The organism is Paenibacillus sp. sg306046 (assembly GCF_059821225.1).
Genome location: NZ_JCAMRT010000015.1, coordinates 16,995 through 33,701 on the forward strand (window position 1 = coordinate 16,995; position 16,707 = coordinate 33,701).

Here is a 16,707-nt window from a genome sequence, read left to right on the forward strand (position 1 = left end):
TATTTTTGCTAGGGAGGAATATCATGGAAAAGTTTGCTGTTTTCAAGACGACATGGATGAAGTCCTTGCTGGCGTTGTCGCTGGCTTTGCCTCTCCACGCAGGTTTGCTGGGAAGTGCGCCGTCTGCACTGGCCGAAGGGCCGACAGACCAGGCTCCCTTTATCCAGGCCAAGGTTGTCAATGAGAATGCGGGCAAGAAGGTGCTGTTCGACAATACGCACGCCCAGACCGCCGGCGCAGCCGATTGGGTCATTGACGGCGGCTTCTCGGATTTCGGACAGGCGCTTGCGGCGAACGGGTACGATGTGAAGGAGCTGCGCAAAACAACGCCGATTACGATTGACGACCTCAGGAGCTATGATGTGTTTGTCATTGCCGAGCCGAACATTCCGTATAAGCAAACCGAGCAGCAGGCGATGGAGCAGTATGTGCAGGAGGGCGGCGCCATCTTTTTCATCGGAGACCACTATAATGCGGACCGCAATAAAAATCGCTGGGACGGCTCCGAGTCGATCAACGGCTATCGCCGCGGCGCATGGACCGATCCAGCGAAGGGGATGAGCGTGGAGGAGCGCAATTCGGCTGCGATGCAGGGCGTCGTCAGCTCGGACTGGCTGGGCACGAAATTTGGCGTGCGCTTCCGCTATAATGCGCTTGGCGATGTGACCGCTAATCATATTGTGCCTCCGGCGCAAGCATTTGGCATTACGGCTGGGGTGTCTGCTGTGGCGATGCACGCCGGGTCAACGCTTGCGATTACCGATCCGACAAAAGCGAAAGGGATCGTGTACTTGCCGCAGACGAACGCCGCATGGCCGAACGCGGTCGATCAGGGCGTGTATAACGGCGGAGGCGTTGCCGAAGGGCCGTATGTCGCGGTGAGCAAGGTGGGCGCGGGCAAAGCCGGCTTTATCGGCGATTCGTCCCCTGTTGAGGATGCGACGCCGAAATATTTGCGCGAGGAGACCGGGGCGACCAAGCGGACCTATGACGGGTTCAAGGAGCAGGACGATGCGGTGCTGCTGATCAATATGGTCAACTGGCTGGCGAAAAAGGAGAGCTACACAAGCCTGACGCAGGTTAGCGGCCTGCAGCTGGATCAGGCGACGGCGCTGCTGCCGTTTGAAGCTCCGGAAGCTTCGACCGAGCCGCAGGCCGAGCCGTGGTCGGCGCCGGCCGCCGGTTACAAATGGTGGGACCGCTCAACGTTCAAGCCGGGCTCCTATGGCGGTCCGGGCGATACGAACAATGCGGCATACAGCTTTGTGCATCAGGCGCAGCTGCCGAATGCGCAGCCGTTCCAGCTTCGGGTCGTCGTCAACAATTTGCCTGCCCATACGACGGTGTCGGGCTTTAGCGCGGGCATTTACCTGGCCGGCGGCACACAGGTCGCTCAAGTCCAAAATGCCGATGGCACCTGGCCATCCGCGTATGGCTACAGCACGGCGTTCAGCGTAACCTCGGACAGCCAGGGCAAGGCGATCAAGGATTTGACAATCCGGCTCAAGCCGGGAACGAGCGGCTCCGCGAATTTGCGCCTGCGGCAAAATGGGTCCAACCTGCTGACGAACAGTGTTACGGTGGCGAATGTCCCGGCAGAGCCGCTGCCTGATGAAGAGGGGCCGATTCCGGCGAAAGTGACGATTGCGGAAGCGCGCAGCCAGGCTGAGGGCAAGGTGGTTACGGTGGAGGGCGTTGTCACGACAGAGCCGGGCGCTTTCGGGGGACAAGCCTTTTATATGCAGGATGCGACTGGCGGGTTGTACGTATTTCAGAGCTTGAGCGGGTTTCATCAAGGCGATGTGGTAAAGATTACGGCGCCGCTGGCGCTGTTCAACACCGAGCTGGAGCTGGTGGACCCGGTGGCGATTGAAAAGACGGGGAGCGCTTCGCTTCCCGCTGCTGTATCGGCGGCAGCCGTAACTGCCGTCAATCAGGGACAACTGATCGAGCTGAGTGATGTCACGATTCGCAGCCTTGTCAGCGCGGCGCCAACCGGCTCCTTCGAATTTGACGCTGTGAAGGGCGATGTCAGCAATCATGTGCGCGTCGATGCCCGGACGGGCCTGCAGCAAGCAGGCTTTCCTTATCAGGAAGGACAAATCGTCACGATAAAGGGCGTTGCGTCCATTTATAGGGGAGTATACCAGATCAAGCCGCGCGGCTTGCAGGATTTTGCCGCCCCGGCCGATACAACGGCCCCGGTTACGACGATCTCCTTGTCGGAAGCGCCAAATGCGGGCGGCTGGATAAACCGGAATGCAACGGTCACGCTGACGGCGGAGGAGTCCGGCTCTGCTCCCGCCAGCACGTTTTACACGATAAATGAAGGACCGGCTGTGCTGTATACGGGTCCATTTTTGCTGGAAACGGAAGGCGTATCGCTGATCGGTTATTATTCGAAGGATCAGGCGGGCAATCAGGAGGCTGCGAAGTCGGCCACGGTGAGGCTGGATAAGACGGCGCCTGTCATTACGCTGACGCAGTCCGGCAAGCCGGTCGGCGATGTCAGAAATACGGACACGCTGCGCTTTGAGCTGGCAAGCACAGACGCCGGATCGGGCGTAGCCGAGCAGAAGCTGCTGCTGGACGGGCAGGAAATCAGCAGCGGCGCTTCGCTGTCTGCGCAAGAGCTGGGCCTTGGCGAGCATACGGTGCAAGCTCGGGTGACAGATGCGGCCGGCAACATGGCGGAGAGCAGCGCCGTCTTTCAGGTAACGAAGCAGCCGGTTTCCTCGGCAGGCGCGCCTGGACAGGCAGTGCTGTCGGATGATAACGGTCAGGACGGCTTGCGTGACGGCAGCTATGCGATCACGATGAACATGTGGTGGGGCAACAACGGCTCTACCCTGCGCTTGTACGAAAACGGCCAGCTGATTCATACGAGCGAGCTGGCTGCGGCGACGCCGGCGGCGCAAACGGCGAAGGTGGCCGTTGCAGGGCGTCTTAACGGTACGTATACGTACACCTGCGAGCTGATCAATGACAGCGGCTCGACGCCATGCCAGCCGCATACGGTTCAGGTAACGGATGCGGCTCCGGCCAAGCCGGTGCTGTCGCAGGATAATTGGGACGGCGACGGATTTTACCGGGTGACGATGAATATGTGGTGGGGCACCAATGGCTCCGAATACCGGCTGTATGAAAACGGCCAGCTGATTGAGTCCAAACAGCTGGAGGCAGGCTCGCCTGTGGCGCAGCAAGCGGTCACGGCAATTGAGGGACGTGCGCCGGGCAGCTACGAGTACCGGGCGGAGCTGGTCAATGCGGCGGGCAGCACCTCCAGCGAACCGGTTACGGTCAGCGTGGTGAAGTAGCGAGCGGCAGATGTGTAAGGTTCGTGAAGCAAGCCGTGGCCCAATACGCTTAATAACAGGACGCACAGCAGCAAAACACAGCCGCAGGGGCTTGCTCTCCTGCGGCTGTTGCTCGTACAGAGGGTGGATGGTTGGCAAAAGCAACCGAATCCTCTCGTTCATGTAATGTTAGCTTACTTTATGAAGGCGATGGGAGCTATTTATGGTCGTTTTCATTTTTTATGTCATAGTAGTTGACATGTTGTAGTCGGCTGAGGTATAGTAATGTCAATAACTTTAATAACTTCAGCGATCCAGTACAATGGCGTATCTGGTTGAAGCGGCAAAGAAGCCTACGAATGTGTTTATGCAGAGGAACAAGGAAGTCTCTGTATGGCATGTAGCGCATCTTTGCCTTTTTGGTTTTCATTATGGAGCAGAAACGGGGAGATTAAGTATGGCAGATCGCAAAAAACTGGTTCTGGTGGGCAATGGCATGGCAGGGGTATGGGCGGTCGAACAACTGCTGAAGCTTGCGCCAGGGCTGTATGACATCACGATATTCGGTACTGAACCTCATCCGAACTATAACCGGATTATGCTATCTTCAGTGCTGGCCGGCGGCGCTACGATTCAGGATATCGTCATTAACGATTTGCAATGGTACCAGGACAATCAAATCAAGCTGTATACCGGCCAAACGATTACGAAAATTGACGCCGAGCGCCGTAAAGTTGTTTCGAATCGCGGTGTGGAGGTCGAATATGACGCCCTGATTTTGGCAACCGGCTCGAATCCGTTCATGCTTCCGCTGCCGGGCGCAGATAAGCAAGGGGTTATCGCCTTCCGCGATATCAAGGATTGCGAGACGATGATCGAGGCTTCCCGCGAGTACAAAAACGCGATTGTCATCGGAGGCGGTCTGCTCGGTCTCGAAGCGGCGCGCGGCTTGCTTAACCTCGGAATGGACGTATCCGTTGTGCATATTCATCACTACCTGATGGAACGGCAGCTTGACCAGCCGGCAGCGCTGATGCTGCAGAAGGAGCTGGAGGCGCAGGGCATGAAGTTTCTGCTCAGCAAGCAATCGCAGGCGATTCTCGGTAAGAAGCGGGTACAGGCGCTGCAATTTGCCGACGGCAGTACGGTAGAAGCGGACCTGCTCGTGATGGCGGTCGGGATCAAGCCTAACATTGAGCTGGCGCGTTCGGCAGGTATCGAAATTAACCGCGGGATCGTGGTCAACGACTTCCTGGAAACAAACATTCCCGGCATTTACGCGGTCGGCGAATGCGCAGAGCACCGGGGTATCGCATACGGGCTGGTCGCTCCGCTGTATGAGCAAGGCAACATTCTCGCCAAGCGGCTGGCCGAGGTGGAAACAGGCGGCTACGAGGGCTCGGTCACTTCGACCAAGCTGAAAGTATCCGGGGTGGATGTGTTCTCCGCAGGCCGCTTCGACGAACCGGCAGGCTCGCGTTCGATGCGGTTCCAGGATGAGATCGACGGCATCTATAAGAAAATCGTCATCCAGGACAATAAGCTGATCGGCGCTGTCTTGTTCGGTGACACAAGCGATGGCTCGCACCTGTTTTCCTTGATCCGGAAGGGCGAAAACATCGCCGGACAAGAAAAAGAATTGCTTGGCCTGGCTCCGGCCTCCGGCGGCTCGTCACCCGGCAGCAGGCTGGAAGGCATGAGCGACGATGAAATCATTTGCGGCTGTAACGGGGTATCCAAGGGGCGCATTGCCGAAGCGATTCGCAATGAAGGCTGCACCAGCGTTTCACAGATCAAGGCCTGTACCAAAGCATCGGCTTCCTGCGGCGGCTGCAAACCGCTAGTCGAAGGCTTGCTCCACCTGTATGCGGGCGACAACGTCCAGCATGTGAAGGAAGGCATCTGCGGCTGCACGACGCTGGGCCGCGATGAAATTGTAGCGGAAATTAAACGAATGGGTCTGATGACCGTCAAGGAAGTTATGAATGTGCTCGAATGGCAGCAGCCGGAAGGATGCTCCAAGTGCCGCCCGGCGCTGAACTACTACCTGGGCATGCTGTGGCCGGATGAGTATGTGGATGAGAAGGAGTCGCGGATTACGAATGAGCGCTACCACGCGAACATTCAGAAGGACGGCACGTATTCGGTCGTACCCCGCATCTATGGCGGCGTGACTTCGCCGACTGAGCTGAAGAAAATCGCCGAAGTGGCGGAGCGGTTTGAGGTGCCTCTGGTCAAATTTACCGGCGGACAACGGCTAGACCTGCTCGGCGTCAAGAAGGAAGACCTGCCTAAGATGTGGGAGGAGCTGGATATGCCTTCCGGCCATGCTTACGGCAAGACGCTCCGGACGGTGAAGACGTGCGTCGGCTCCACCTTCTGCCGCTTTGGGACGCAGGATTCCATCGCGATGGGCATTCGGCTGGAGAAGGAATTCGAGCGGCTGAACACCCCGTCCAAGGTAAAGCTGGCGGTATCGGGCTGCCCGCGGAACTGCGCGGAGTCGACGATCAAGGATTTCGGTGTTATCGCGATCGACGGCGGCTGGGAGCTGCATATCGGCGGCAATGGCGGTGTCCATCTGCGCGGAACGGATCTGCTGACCGTTGTCAAAACAGAAGACGAGGTCATTGAGTGGTCGAGCGCCTTCCTGCAATACTACCGTGAGAACGCCCAATGGAACGAGCGTACCTCAACGTGGATCGACCGGGTTGGCGTGGACAGCGTCAAGCAGGCGCTGGAAAGCAAAGAGGAGCGACTGGCGCTGCAGTCCCGTATCCAGCACACGCTTAGCCTGACGGTTGATCCGTGGAAGCAAATTATTAACGAGCCGGAGCTTCGCAAAAATTTCGAGGGGCTTCAAGCCGTTGAAACGGCAGCGAAATCATAAATTACGTTTATTCATATGACCGAAATAACCGACACAACCGATGCTTGGCAAACCGGAATTTACAACCGGACAGAGATTAATCGACAATTTCATGGGAGGTCATTCGCATGCATAAAATTCATATCGGACATATCAACGAGATCGATCACAAAGGTTCCCGCACGCTGCAGGTTCAGGAGACGCAAATTGCTTTGTTCCGGTTATCCGATGGCGATGTGCTGGCGGTCGAAAATAAGTGTCCGCACAAGGGCGGCACGCTGTCTGAAGGCATGGTATGCGGAGCGATTGTCCACTGCCCTATGCATGACTGGAAAATTGATCTGCGCAGCGGCAACGTGCAGGAACCCGATCATGGCTGCGTCGTTACCTTCCCGGTCGAAATTGATCCGAACAGCGGCTCGGTTTATGTAACGGTTTAGGGAGGCCTTCATTATGGGGTATATCAAGCCGGCTGAGGTGCTGCAGGCCATGGTGGATGCCGGGGTCAATAAAGCGAAGCTCACCTCAGTCGGACTGCTGACTCGCGGCACGATGGCCGGCGCTATACTGGCTTGTGCGACGACGCTGGCATTTACGGCAAATGCTCAGACAAAGGCGCCCCTGATCGGGGCCCTTGTTTTTCCGGCAGGCTTTGTGGTCATTGTACTGCTGGGACTTGAGCTGGTGACAGGAAATTTCGCTCTGGTGCCGCTGGCTATGCTGGAGCGCAAGGTATCCGCCTTGCAGATGCTGCGCAACTTCGGTCTGGTCATTCTGGGTCATCTGCTCGGGTGTATCGTCTATGCGGGGCTGTACCTGCTGGCGGCGACCCAAATGGGCACGGACTTGACCCATCCGACGATACAGACCTTGATCAGTACCAGCGAAGCCAAGACGCTTGCTTACAAAAGTATGGGCGGTCAGGGACTCGGGCTTGTGTTCATTAAGGCGATTCTGTGCAACTGGATGGTGACGCTGGGTGTCGTGATGGCGCTAACGTCCAAGTCGACATCCGGGAAAATCGTGGCGATGTGGCTGCCGGTTGTGATGTTTTTTGCCCAAGGCTTCGAGCATGCGGTTGTCAATATGTTTGTCATTCCCGCAGGGATGCTGCTGGGGGCGAAGATCAGCCTCGGCGACTGGTGGCTGTGGAACCAGCTTCCGGTGCTGCTCGGCAACCTGATCGGCGGGATGTTTGGCACAGGGCTGCTATTTTCCATTGCGTACAAAGGGTTACGGGCTACGTTCAAAGGAACGGCAGCAAGCGGAGCGGCAGCAGCGAATGAAACCGCCGCGAACGGAGCGGCGGCACGAAAATCGAAGGCAGGCTTCGAGCCCGTCATATCGGAGGAGAGAACATGAAGCGAGGACAAGCTTTCATTGTAGGCGCGGGACCGGGAGATCCGGAATTAATTACGCTCAAAGCATTGCGACGCCTGCAGGAGGCGGATGTCATCCTTTATGACAGGCTTGTCAATGAAGAGCTGCTGGGTTACGCCAAGCCGGGCGCACTGCTGGTCTATTGCGGCAAGGCGCCGGGACAGCATGCGATGCCGCAGCAGCAAATTAATAAGCTGCTTGTTGATTACTGTCTCAAGGGGCTGCAGGTTGTCCGGCTCAAGGGCGGCGATCCGTTTGTATTCGGACGGGGCGGCGAAGAAATGCTGGAGCTGGCGGCGGCGGGCATCCCCGTGGAGGTAATTCCCGGCATTACTTCGGCGATCGGCTCGGCGGCAGCGAGCAGCATTCCGCTGACGCATCGGGGGCTGGCGGCTTCGTTTACGGTTGTGACGGGCACGCGGAGCGAGGATCACGAGGAGCCGGTGCGCTGGGATCAGCTGGCAACGGGTGTGGATACGATCGTTGTCTATATGGGCGTCAGTCAGCTTCGCCATATTCAGGAGCAGCTGCTGCTTCACGGGCGTGACTGTACGACGCCGGTAGCCTTGATCGAACGGGGCACGATGAGCAAGCAGCGGACGGTAACGGGGACGCTGGGCGGCATGTGCGAGCTGGCCCAGGCGATCAAGCTGAAAAATCCGGCGATTATTATTATCGGCGAAGTCGTTCGGGTACGGGAGCAATTGATGCGGATGGCGGCAGAAGCCGACCGGAAAATCGTATAGAGAGACGACACGGATGGTGTGTGGCGAGCATAGAAACAGACGAGCAAAGCCGTTTTGCAGCGGATTTGCTCGTCTGTCTTTGCTGGGGCTTGAATAAGCTTTAGGGAAACAAAGGTATTGACAATATCCATAAATAGGGTAATGATGGAAAAAGACAAAGGAGGAGATAAGTTCATGCAAGCAGGCTTTTGGATCAGATTTAGCGCTGCACTGATGGACGGGTTAATTCTTTGGGGGCTGCCGCTGTCTCTTATCTCTTTTTTTCTGTTTGATAGTCAGCAGGCTCAACAGGTGTTTACGAATCTGGTATGGCTCCTGTACGCGGTACTTGTTCCGACTTTCTGGAACGGCTTTACCGTGGGCAAACGAATTTGCAGTATTCGGATTCAGCGGCTGAACGGCTCTGCCCCGGGCTTTGGCACGATGCTGCTGCGTTATGTTGCAGGCGGTCTCGTGTATGGCGTTACGCTGGGCATTGCCGTGATTGTCAGCGGCATCATGGTGATTGTGAGGGAAGATAAGCGTTCCTTGCATGACCTGATCGCCGGCACTGAGGTTATGAAGGTGTAACGGCTGGCGGGCTGTGTAGCTTTGCGAGGGGCATGATTGCGAGCTTCAGACGGGTGAAGCCTGCTCGAAATGTATGATATAGCATACAAAAGGCGGAGACATACGACTGGGGAGAGGGATGAGCTGATGGACAGGGAGAACGGCAAAATCAACATTTTTGCAATGACAGAGGGGATTACTACTTACAAGAATTTTGTAGTAGGCGAGGTTAATGATCATGTGGTGCGCGCAGCTGTCATCGACGGGGAGTTTCACTGGCATAAGCATGACGGCTGCGACGAGCTGTTCCTAGTGCTTGAAGGCGAGCTGTTGATTGATTTCGAGACTCGGGAGACGGTGGCTCTGCGGCCTGGCGATACCTACACGGTGAAAGCGGGGGTACTGCACCGTACCCGCTCCAATGGCCGAACTGTGAATCTGTGCTTCGAGAAGGCGGAAAACGAAATCAACGGCAATTAGGCGGCGGGGGCTGCTTGCAGTCGCGCTGCAGGCCAATGGAGTCGGCAAGCACGATATGCAGCCCGCTTGCGGGATCAAGCTGTCTTCCGGATCAGAGCTGATTCGGGGGATAGCTTTTTGCCGTTTAGTTCCGGTAAAATAAATAAAAACAAGTCACAGCGTGCGGAGGTTACAGGATGGATGCCAAGCGCATAGCGGCCGAAAAAGCCGTCTCAGAGATCAAGGATGGGATGATTGTAGGGCTGGGAACCGGCTCAACCGCGTATTGGGCGATTCAGCACATCGGGCGCAGGGTGCGGGAAGGATTACGGATCAGCGCAGTCGCGACCTCCAGCCAGTCGGAAAAGCTGGCACGGGAGCTGGGGATTCCGATGGCTTCCTTTGCCGAGCTGGAGCAGATTGATCTGACGATCGACGGAGCCGATGAAGTGGACCCGGCGTGGAATGTGATCAAGGGCGGCGGCGGCGCGCTGCTGCGGGAGAAAATCGTAGCTTCGGCCAGCAAGCGGCTGATCATTATCGTGGATGAAAGCAAGCAGGTAGGGCAATTGGGTGCATTTCCGCTGCCGGTGGAAATTGTGGATTATGGGCATGAGCTGATCGTCAAGCAATTGGCTGCGCTTGGTTGCAAGGTGACGCAGCGGCAGACGGCATCCGGGGACGGTCCCTATGTAACGGATAATGGAAACCGGATCGCCGATTGCGAGTTCGGAGCGATTGCCGATCCGCTGCAGCTCCATGACCAGATCAACCGGATTGTCGGGGTTGTGGATAACGGACTATTTGTCGGCATGGCCGGAAACGTTATCGTCGGCTATCAGGATGGAAGCGTGAAGGTGCTGGAGAAGGAACAGCCATGACCATTCAGGGCATTATTTTCGACATGGACAACACGCTGCTGCAGTCAAGGATTGATTTCGCTGCCATGCGCCGGCAGATGTATACGTACTTATCCGGGAAAAACATGCTGCCGCCGGAGTTTCCGCTGCACGAGCATACGGCTTCGACGATGATCGAGCAGGCCAAAACGGCCGGGCTGACAGCGGACATGCTGGACGAGATCATGGCGATTGCGGCCCGGCATGAGCTGATCGGAATGGAGGGGGCGGGTCTGGAGCCGGGAGCGCGGGAGCTGCTGGCGGCGCTGCACAGTTCATATGTGCTGGTCGTGGTGACCAACAATACGCGGGCTGCTGCTGTCAAGGCTTTGGAGCTGACGCAGGTGGCCGAGTATTTCGACCTGATCGCGGGCCGGGAGCAAATGACGGCGCTCAAGCCGTCCCCATCCGGATTCCGTTATGTGCTGGAGCAGTTTCCGCATATGCCGCCGCAAAGCTGGCTATCCGTCGGGGATTCCTGGATTGACGGTCAAGCCTCCTCAGGCGCCGGTATTCCCTTCGTTAGCTATAAGACGAGTCCGACGGCGATGGCTGCCAAAGGAGTAAGCGCGCTTGCGTATGTGCAGCGGCTGTCCGAGCTGGGCGAGCTGCTGCCGGAGGGAGATGCGCGCGGCCATGTCTAAATCCTGCAGCCTGGCTCCCATACGAAAGTGATCAAGCTGCCCTGAAGGCAAGCACGAGATTACCGGCCGGTGATCGGCATACTGCGCGGCCGCACTATTCATGAAACCGTAACAAAGCGGCGCGGGGAGCGGATTGAATTTGCCCGCAAAACCCCCTATCCTTGAAGGGACAAGGCAAGACCGATTACTTTCCAGAAGGGGCTGTGTTATGAAGCAATCGCGTAATTTTACCGGGTTAATCTCGGTGTTTTCGCTTGTTTTGGTCTTGATTATCGCCTGTTTGTTTTTTTTACCGGCGTACCAGGGGGATGTCGGCTTCGATGTGACGATTTTCCCGCTGCTTAACGCAATTTTCAATTGCTTTACGTTCACCTTTCTGATGCTGTCGCTGGTGGCGATCAAGCGGAAAAAAATTAATGTGCACCGCAACTGGGTGTTCGCGGCGTTTGGTTCGACCGCGTTGTTTCTGGTCTCGTATGTGACCTATCATTTCCTGACGGAGCCGACCAAGTTCGGCGGTCCGGTCTGGCTCAAGTATTTATATTTCTTCGTGCTGATCACGCACGTCCTGCTGGCGATTATCAACGTTCCGCTGGCGTTGATGACGATGGCGAGCGGGCTGTCCGGCAAGGTGGCGCGCCACCGCAAAATCGCCCGCTGGACGATGCCGATCTGGCTGTACGTAAGCGCCACGGGCGTCATCGTGTACGTGCTGATTTCCCCGTATTACTGAGGCTGCGCCTTTACTGGCGCGCGCTATAGGCCGGAGCCGATGCTCCGGCTTATTTTATGTGGGTGTGGGCCGAATCGCCGCTTTCCGCCCGCTTCCGGCCCAGTTCCCGCCCAGTTCCGGCTCGGCAGTAAGCGTCGTTCGTGTGCAGGATAGGTCACGGCGCTGCGCTGAGGCGCGGTCTGGCGGAGCGTATTAGGAAAATGTTTGGAGCGGGGGAAAAGTGATGGCGTGAGGCTGATCATTTCCTAACGAACTTGTGGTACGTTAAGGCTACATTCAGAAGCCACAGGAGGAACCGCCACATGCCAACCTTTATCCGGGCCTTGCTTTGTCTCCTTGTCGTCAATGCCGCTATGATTCCCGGTTTGCCCGTCACCTCCGGCTCGGACGCTTCGTCTTCGCGAGAGCAGGTTATCGCGCATCGTGGAGACTCGGAGTCGGCGCCGGAAAATACGCTCAGCGCCTTCCGTTCTGCGATCCAGGCTGGCGCCGGGTACGCCGAGCTGGATGTGCAGGAGACGGCTGACGGCGTTGTGATGGTCATGCATGACGAGCGGGCAGGACGGACGACCGGCATTGATAAGCCGATGTGGCAGGTGACTTCGGCTGAGCTGATGAGCGCAAGTGCCGGCAGCTGGTTTGGCCAGCGTTTCGCCGACGAGCGGGTTCCGACGCTGGAGCAGGTGCTCCGCACGGCTCAAGGAAAACTGAAGCTGAATATTGAACTGAAAAATAACGGTCATCAAGTACAGCTTGCCGAAAAATCGGTGGACATCGTCAAGCGCCACAAGTTTGAGCGGGACTGCCTGTTTACGTCGTTCGACGGCAAGCTGCTGCATACGGTGAAGCAGGCTGATCCGAAGCTGCGCACAGGGCTGATCGTTGACAAGCTCAGCGGAGCGGAAGAGCTGGAGAAGCTGCTGGCCAATCCCGACTACGATGCGCTCAGTATCGCTCATCCGCTGGCTAAGCCCGAGCTGCTGAAGCTGGCCGGCCGCTATGACAAGGACATCTACGTCTGGACGGTCAATGATCCGGTCCCGATGGGTCGGCTGCTGGAGCTGGGCGTGACCGGGATCATTACCGACAAGCCCCGGCTGCTGGCCAAGGTGATGCGCGAGCGGGAAGATGTGGTACACTAGCTCTACAGAACCCGTAACGCGAAGGACGGGGAAGAGGGAGCGATCCGGATGGAAGAGGTGCGGGAGCAGGACGAATATTGGCGGCAGGCGCTGCTGGAGCTGGTCGGGGCGGAGATGATTTCCGATTTCCGCCACTGGCTGCGGGAGCCGCATGCGCTGGAGCACCATACGCTGCTGCTGTTTATGAAAGGACGGGGCGAGCTGCTGGTGAACGGAGCGCCTGCGCGAATCGCCCAGGGCACGCTGCTGCTGCTGCCGCCGGACACCAAGCTGGAGCTCTCCGCAGTCTTCGGGCAAACGATGGACGTATGCCGTGTTCAATTTGAGCTGTTTCGCGTCATTGGGCCGGAGCGAGGGACATCCAGAGAGCGCCGCACCTATGAGCGGGAGCTGTCCTTTCCGGTTCAGGGCTTGCTGGAGCATGGCTTCCGCACGATGCAGCGGCTTATGCTGCTGCTGCTCTCGGATAGCCCGCAGGGGAAGGCCAGCGATCGGCTGCGCCGTCAGCAGTGGCTGCTGCGGCTGCTGGAAACGGCGCTGGAGGCCGAGGGCGCAGCGGCTGGACTGTCGGTTCAGCCGGAGCAGTGGCTGGAAAACGTTTTGTCGCACATGCTGGAGCATTATCCCGTCGAGATTAAGATGGACCGGCTGGCCGACATGGCAGGGATGCAGCTTTCTTATTTTTCCCAGCGCTTCAAGCAAAAGATGGGCAAAACGCCCATCGAGTTTCTGACCGACCTGCGGATGAATCGGGCCAAGGAGCAGCTGCTTACGGCATACAAGCCGAATATCCGGGACATTGCGCGCAGCGTCGGCTACCGGGATGAATTTTATTTCAGCCGCCGCTTTAAAGCGCAGAACGGCTGCGCTCCTACCGTATATATCCGGCGGGAGCAGGAGCTCAAGGTAATTTCCTTGTCGTATCCGTGTACCGACCATCTGTTGACGCTGGGCATTGTTCCGGAAGCGGCCCAGAGCCGTACGCATCTGCCGGTAGCGACCCGGACGCTGTCGCTGCCGCAGCATGCTTCCGATCCTTGGGAAATCGGCCGGCAATCGTTTCTGGATATTTCCCCCGATCTGATTCTCTGCAAAAACAACGTGCTGGTGAAGGCGCAAGCCAGCATCGGAGACGTTGCTCCAATCGTTGCCGTGCCGTGGAAAACGCTCGATGTATTCGGCCATCTGTCTTATACGGCGGCTGTCCTTGGCCGGGAACGGCAAGCCGAGTCATGGCTGGCCGCCTATGAGCGCCAGGCGGAGCTTGCCCGCAAGCGGCTGCATGCGCGGGTCGGCAGTCTGACGGTGGGATTATGTATGGTGAGACGCGGAGAGTTCAGGCTGTATGCGGATCGCAATATCGGTCATGTATTTTACCGCTCCTTGCAGCTGCGGCCGCCTGAGCAAGTGGCGGCTGCGATGGCCGGACAGGCGGCAGGCACAAGTGTGACCTGGGTGGCGCTGGAGCCGGAAGCATTGCCGCAGCAGGCGTGTGATGCGCTGCTGTTTGTTGCGCATAGCGCGCAGGATTTGGAGCGCATCCATGAGCGGCTGAACACGGCGGCCTGGCAGTCGCATCCCGCGATTCACGCCGGCCGGTTTCTGGTTACCCGTCAATTCGACCTCTGGATGACGTACGCCCCATTGTCCGTCAATATGCAGCTGCAGAAAGCCGCAGCCTGGCTTTCTGAGCTGTAAGAGCAGCGAATGTCGTCCCTGCTGTGAGGAACGATTAAAAATCGTCCATGTAAAATTGTAATAATTAGGACATGGACGGTGGACGGCTGTTTTTTTATAATAACCATTGATAATGATTATCAATGTTAACATGGAGGGGTTCGCCCATTATCGACAGAATAGCTGCTTATTGGAAATCGTTCGGTCGATGGAAGGGCCTGCCGTACCGCTGGACGATGCCGCTTGCGCTCGGCGCATTGCTGGCGGCGATGTTTGTTGCTGTCTCCTATGGGGCGAAGGAGCTTACGCTTGCGACGGTCTGGTCGGCGGTAATGCGTTATGACCCCGCGCTGACGACACATCAGATCATTCATGAGTTTCGGCTGCCGCGTGTGCTCGGCGCAGCCGTCATCGGCGCGGGCTTTGCCGTCGCCGGGGCGCTGATGCAGGGAGTCACCCGCAATCCGCTGGCGGACAGCGGTATTTTGGGGGTAAACGCCGGAGCGACGCTGGTAGTTGCGCTGAGCTTTGCCTTTATGCCGAATTTGCCCTATGCGGCCTTGATGGCGCTGTCGTTTGGCGGCGCCGTGCTCAGCACACTGCTGATCTTCATGCTTGGCTCGCTGTCGCCGGGCGGACTGACGCCGTTGCGGCTGACGCTGGCCGGCGCGGTGGTCGCGGCGATGCTGCATGCCTTCAGCACCGGAATTGCGATTTATTACGGCTTGAGCCAGGATTTGGCGTTCTGGTATGCGGGAGGCGTGGCCGGCGTGAAGTGGCTGCATCTGGAGCTGCTGGCTCCGGTCATCGGCATCGCAATTGCCGCAGCAATCGCGCTGGGACGGCCGGTTACGCTGATTGCGCTGGGCGACGAGACGGCCGTTAATCTCGGCATTCGAACCCGAAAAGTACGCACCGCCGGGATGATTCTGTCGGTTGTGCTGGCCGGTGCGTCCGTATCGGCGGTCGGCGGCATCGGCTTTGTCGGACTGGTCGTTCCGCATATCGCCCGCAGGCTGGTTGGCGTCGATTACCGGCACATCATTCCGCTGTCGGCGCTGCTTGGCGCGCTGCTGCTTGTGCTCGCTGATTTGGCAGCCCGCACGATCAACCCGCCTCGCGAGCTGGCGATCGGGGTGATGGTTGCGCTGGTCGGCGTTCCATTTTTCCTCTATCTGGCGCGCAAGGAAGGGAGGCAGCTGTCGTGAAGGCCACAGCTTCGGGGAGAGCTTCCAAGGCAGTCGTCGTTGGACTGGCGCTGGCCGTATTGGCCGCAGCGGTTATCATCTACAGCCTGAATACCGGCACGATTCGCATCGCACCCTGGTCCGTGCTGCAGACGCTGCTCGGTCATGGAACGCCCGATGAGCAGCTTGTGCTGTTTGATTACCGGCTGCCGCGTATTTGCGTGACCGTGCTGGCAGGCATCGGTCTCGGACTGTCGGGGGCAATTTTGCAGGGCTTGTCCCGCAATGCGCTGGCTGACCCCGGCATTATGGGGCTGCATGCGGGGTCTTCGTTTGGCCTGATTGTGTTTGTTTCATTTTTCCACACGATGAAGGGCAGCTTGTCTCTGCTTATTCCGCTGTTTACGTTTGCGGGCGGCGTGCTGACGGCTTGCCTGATTGTGTTGCTTGCCTACGACCGTTACCGCGGCCTGCAGCCGATTCGGCTTATTTTGGTCGGCATTGCGGTTGCGGCAGGCTTCGGCGCGGTTACCTTGTATTTGTCGCTGAAGCTGGACGACACGACCTACGCCTTCACAGCCCGTTGGCTGGTCGGCAGCGTATGGGGCAGGAGCTGGGAGCATGTCGTGGCGCTGCTCCCGTGGATTACGCTGCTTGTTCCGTACGCCTTGAGCCGCTCCCGCAGCCTGGACGCCTTCACGTTAGGCGACGAGACAGCGGTCGGCGTCGGCGCAGCTGTACGCAGCGAACGGCTGCGGCTGCTTGCCGTGGCCGTGGCGCTATCCAGCGCGAGCGTCTCGATGGCCGGCGGAATCGGCTTCATTGGACTAGTGGCGCCGCATCTGGCGCGTCGGCTTGTCGGGCCGCTGCATCGGCATTTTATGCCGGTCGCCGCATTGATCGGCGTCGTCCTTCTCGTCATATCCGACACGATCGGCCGCGCCTGGTTTCAGCCTAACGCGATCCCCGCAGGCGTCATCGTTGCCGCGGTGGGCGCACCGTATTTTCTGTATTTGCTGGCAAGAACGAAAACCTGACGGAACGGAGCCTCACTTGGCTTAGCTCGGTTTAGCTTCGTGTCGTGCCGGGCATACCGATCCAACTATATACAAAACAGAGGAGCTAC

Annotated in this window: 14 protein-coding genes; all 14 read left to right on the plus strand. The window is 58.0% G+C overall.

Annotation, left to right across the window (positions count from 1 at the left end):
• Positions 1-23 precede the first annotated feature (23 nt).
• The 14 genes from AC6ROY_RS16080 (at position 24) to AC6ROY_RS16145 (ending at position 16,618) form a co-directional block, all read left to right on the plus strand.
• The gene (locus AC6ROY_RS16080; RefSeq protein ID WP_500101587.1) at positions 24-3,317 is read left to right on the plus strand and encodes an OmpL47-type beta-barrel domain-containing protein; all 3,294 of its coding nucleotides are present in this window, start codon (positions 24-26) and stop codon (positions 3,315-3,317) included.
• 436 nt (positions 3,318-3,753) lie between these two features.
• Complete coding sequence (gene nirB / locus AC6ROY_RS16085) at positions 3,754-6,186, plus strand: nitrite reductase large subunit NirB (protein WP_500101588.1); 2,433 nt, start codon at positions 3,754-3,756, stop codon at positions 6,184-6,186.
• A gap of 107 nt (positions 6,187-6,293) precedes the next feature.
• On the plus strand, positions 6,294-6,605 hold the full coding sequence (gene nirD / locus AC6ROY_RS16090) for a nitrite reductase small subunit NirD (RefSeq protein ID WP_500101589.1): 312 nt from the start codon (positions 6,294-6,296) through the stop codon (positions 6,603-6,605).
• A 13-nt stretch (positions 6,606-6,618) separates the two neighbouring features.
• Positions 6,619-7,527, plus strand: a complete 909-nt coding sequence (locus tag AC6ROY_RS16095) for a formate/nitrite transporter family protein (protein WP_500101590.1) — start codon at positions 6,619-6,621, stop codon at positions 7,525-7,527.
• Entirely contained in the window at positions 7,524-8,291 is a 768-nt protein-coding gene (gene cobA, locus AC6ROY_RS16100; protein WP_500101591.1) for a uroporphyrinogen-III C-methyltransferase, read from the plus strand. Before AC6ROY_RS16095 ends, cobA begins: the two co-directional genes overlap by 4 nt.
• 174 nt (positions 8,292-8,465) lie before the next feature.
• Positions 8,466-8,861 (plus strand): RDD family protein, encoded by a 396-nt coding sequence (locus AC6ROY_RS16105; RefSeq protein ID WP_500101592.1) that lies wholly within the window; start codon positions 8,466-8,468, stop codon positions 8,859-8,861.
• Between the two features lie 126 nt (positions 8,862-8,987).
• A complete protein-coding gene (locus AC6ROY_RS16110) occupies positions 8,988-9,320 on the plus strand; it encodes a cupin domain-containing protein (RefSeq protein WP_500101593.1) in 333 nt (110 codons plus the stop codon).
• A gap of 176 nt (positions 9,321-9,496) precedes the next feature.
• Positions 9,497-10,180, plus strand: coding sequence for a ribose-5-phosphate isomerase RpiA (gene rpiA, locus AC6ROY_RS16115; protein ID WP_500101594.1), 684 nt, complete (start codon positions 9,497-9,499; stop codon positions 10,178-10,180).
• Positions 10,177-10,842 (plus strand): HAD family hydrolase, encoded by a 666-nt coding sequence (locus AC6ROY_RS16120; RefSeq protein ID WP_500101595.1) that lies wholly within the window; start codon positions 10,177-10,179, stop codon positions 10,840-10,842. Before rpiA ends, AC6ROY_RS16120 begins: the two co-directional genes overlap by 4 nt.
• Before the next feature lie 208 nt (positions 10,843-11,050).
• Positions 11,051-11,575 (plus strand): DUF420 domain-containing protein, encoded by a 525-nt coding sequence (locus tag AC6ROY_RS16125; RefSeq protein WP_500101596.1) that lies wholly within the window; start codon positions 11,051-11,053, stop codon positions 11,573-11,575.
• Positions 11,576-11,877: 302 nt separating this feature from the next.
• Positions 11,878-12,717 carry a glycerophosphodiester phosphodiesterase gene (locus AC6ROY_RS16130; protein ID WP_500101597.1) on the plus strand — a complete coding sequence of 280 codons (840 nt, stop codon included), beginning with the start codon at positions 11,878-11,880 and terminating at the stop codon, positions 12,715-12,717.
• Positions 12,718-12,765: 48 nt separating this feature from the next.
• Positions 12,766-14,415: a helix-turn-helix domain-containing protein gene (locus AC6ROY_RS16135; protein ID WP_500101598.1), complete on the plus strand. Its 1,650-nt coding sequence runs from the start codon at positions 12,766-12,768 to the stop codon at positions 14,413-14,415.
• Positions 14,416-14,630: 215 nt separating this feature from the next.
• Complete coding sequence (locus tag AC6ROY_RS16140) at positions 14,631-15,602, plus strand: FecCD family ABC transporter permease (RefSeq protein WP_500101692.1); 972 nt, start codon at positions 14,631-14,633, stop codon at positions 15,600-15,602.
• On the plus strand, positions 15,599-16,618 hold the full coding sequence (locus AC6ROY_RS16145) for a FecCD family ABC transporter permease (protein WP_500101599.1): 1,020 nt from the start codon (positions 15,599-15,601) through the stop codon (positions 16,616-16,618). Before AC6ROY_RS16140 ends, AC6ROY_RS16145 begins: the two co-directional genes overlap by 4 nt.
• Positions 16,619-16,707: the final 89 nt, after the last annotated feature.

What these genes read in the sequence shown, in the direction of transcription:
- nirB (WP_500101588.1), top strand. Translation starts at nt 3,754, where the DNA reads ATGGCAGATCGCAAAAAACTGGTTCTGGTGGGCAATGGCATGGCAGGG.
- AC6ROY_RS16125 (WP_500101596.1), top strand. Translation starts at nt 11,051, where the DNA reads ATGAAGCAATCGCGTAATTTTACCGGGTTAATCTCGGTGTTTTCGCTT.
- AC6ROY_RS16105 (WP_500101592.1), top strand. Translation starts at nt 8,466, where the DNA reads ATGCAAGCAGGCTTTTGGATCAGATTTAGCGCTGCACTGATGGACGGG.
- AC6ROY_RS16140 (WP_500101692.1), top strand. Translation starts at nt 14,631, where the DNA reads ATGCCGCTTGCGCTCGGCGCATTGCTGGCGGCGATGTTTGTTGCTGTC.
- nirD (WP_500101589.1), top strand. Translation starts at nt 6,294, where the DNA reads ATGCATAAAATTCATATCGGACATATCAACGAGATCGATCACAAAGGT.
- AC6ROY_RS16120 (WP_500101595.1), top strand. Translation starts at nt 10,177, where the DNA reads ATGACCATTCAGGGCATTATTTTCGACATGGACAACACGCTGCTGCAG.
- cobA (WP_500101591.1), top strand. Translation starts at nt 7,524, where the DNA reads ATGAAGCGAGGACAAGCTTTCATTGTAGGCGCGGGACCGGGAGATCCG.
- AC6ROY_RS16130 (WP_500101597.1), top strand. Translation starts at nt 11,878, where the DNA reads ATGCCAACCTTTATCCGGGCCTTGCTTTGTCTCCTTGTCGTCAATGCC.
- AC6ROY_RS16110 (WP_500101593.1), top strand. Translation starts at nt 8,988, where the DNA reads ATGGACAGGGAGAACGGCAAAATCAACATTTTTGCAATGACAGAGGGG.
- AC6ROY_RS16135 (WP_500101598.1), top strand. Translation starts at nt 12,766, where the DNA reads ATGGAAGAGGTGCGGGAGCAGGACGAATATTGGCGGCAGGCGCTGCTG.
- AC6ROY_RS16080 (WP_500101587.1), top strand. Translation starts at nt 24, where the DNA reads ATGGAAAAGTTTGCTGTTTTCAAGACGACATGGATGAAGTCCTTGCTG.
- rpiA (WP_500101594.1), top strand. Translation starts at nt 9,497, where the DNA reads ATGGATGCCAAGCGCATAGCGGCCGAAAAAGCCGTCTCAGAGATCAAG.
- AC6ROY_RS16095 (WP_500101590.1), top strand. Translation starts at nt 6,619, where the DNA reads ATGGGGTATATCAAGCCGGCTGAGGTGCTGCAGGCCATGGTGGATGCC.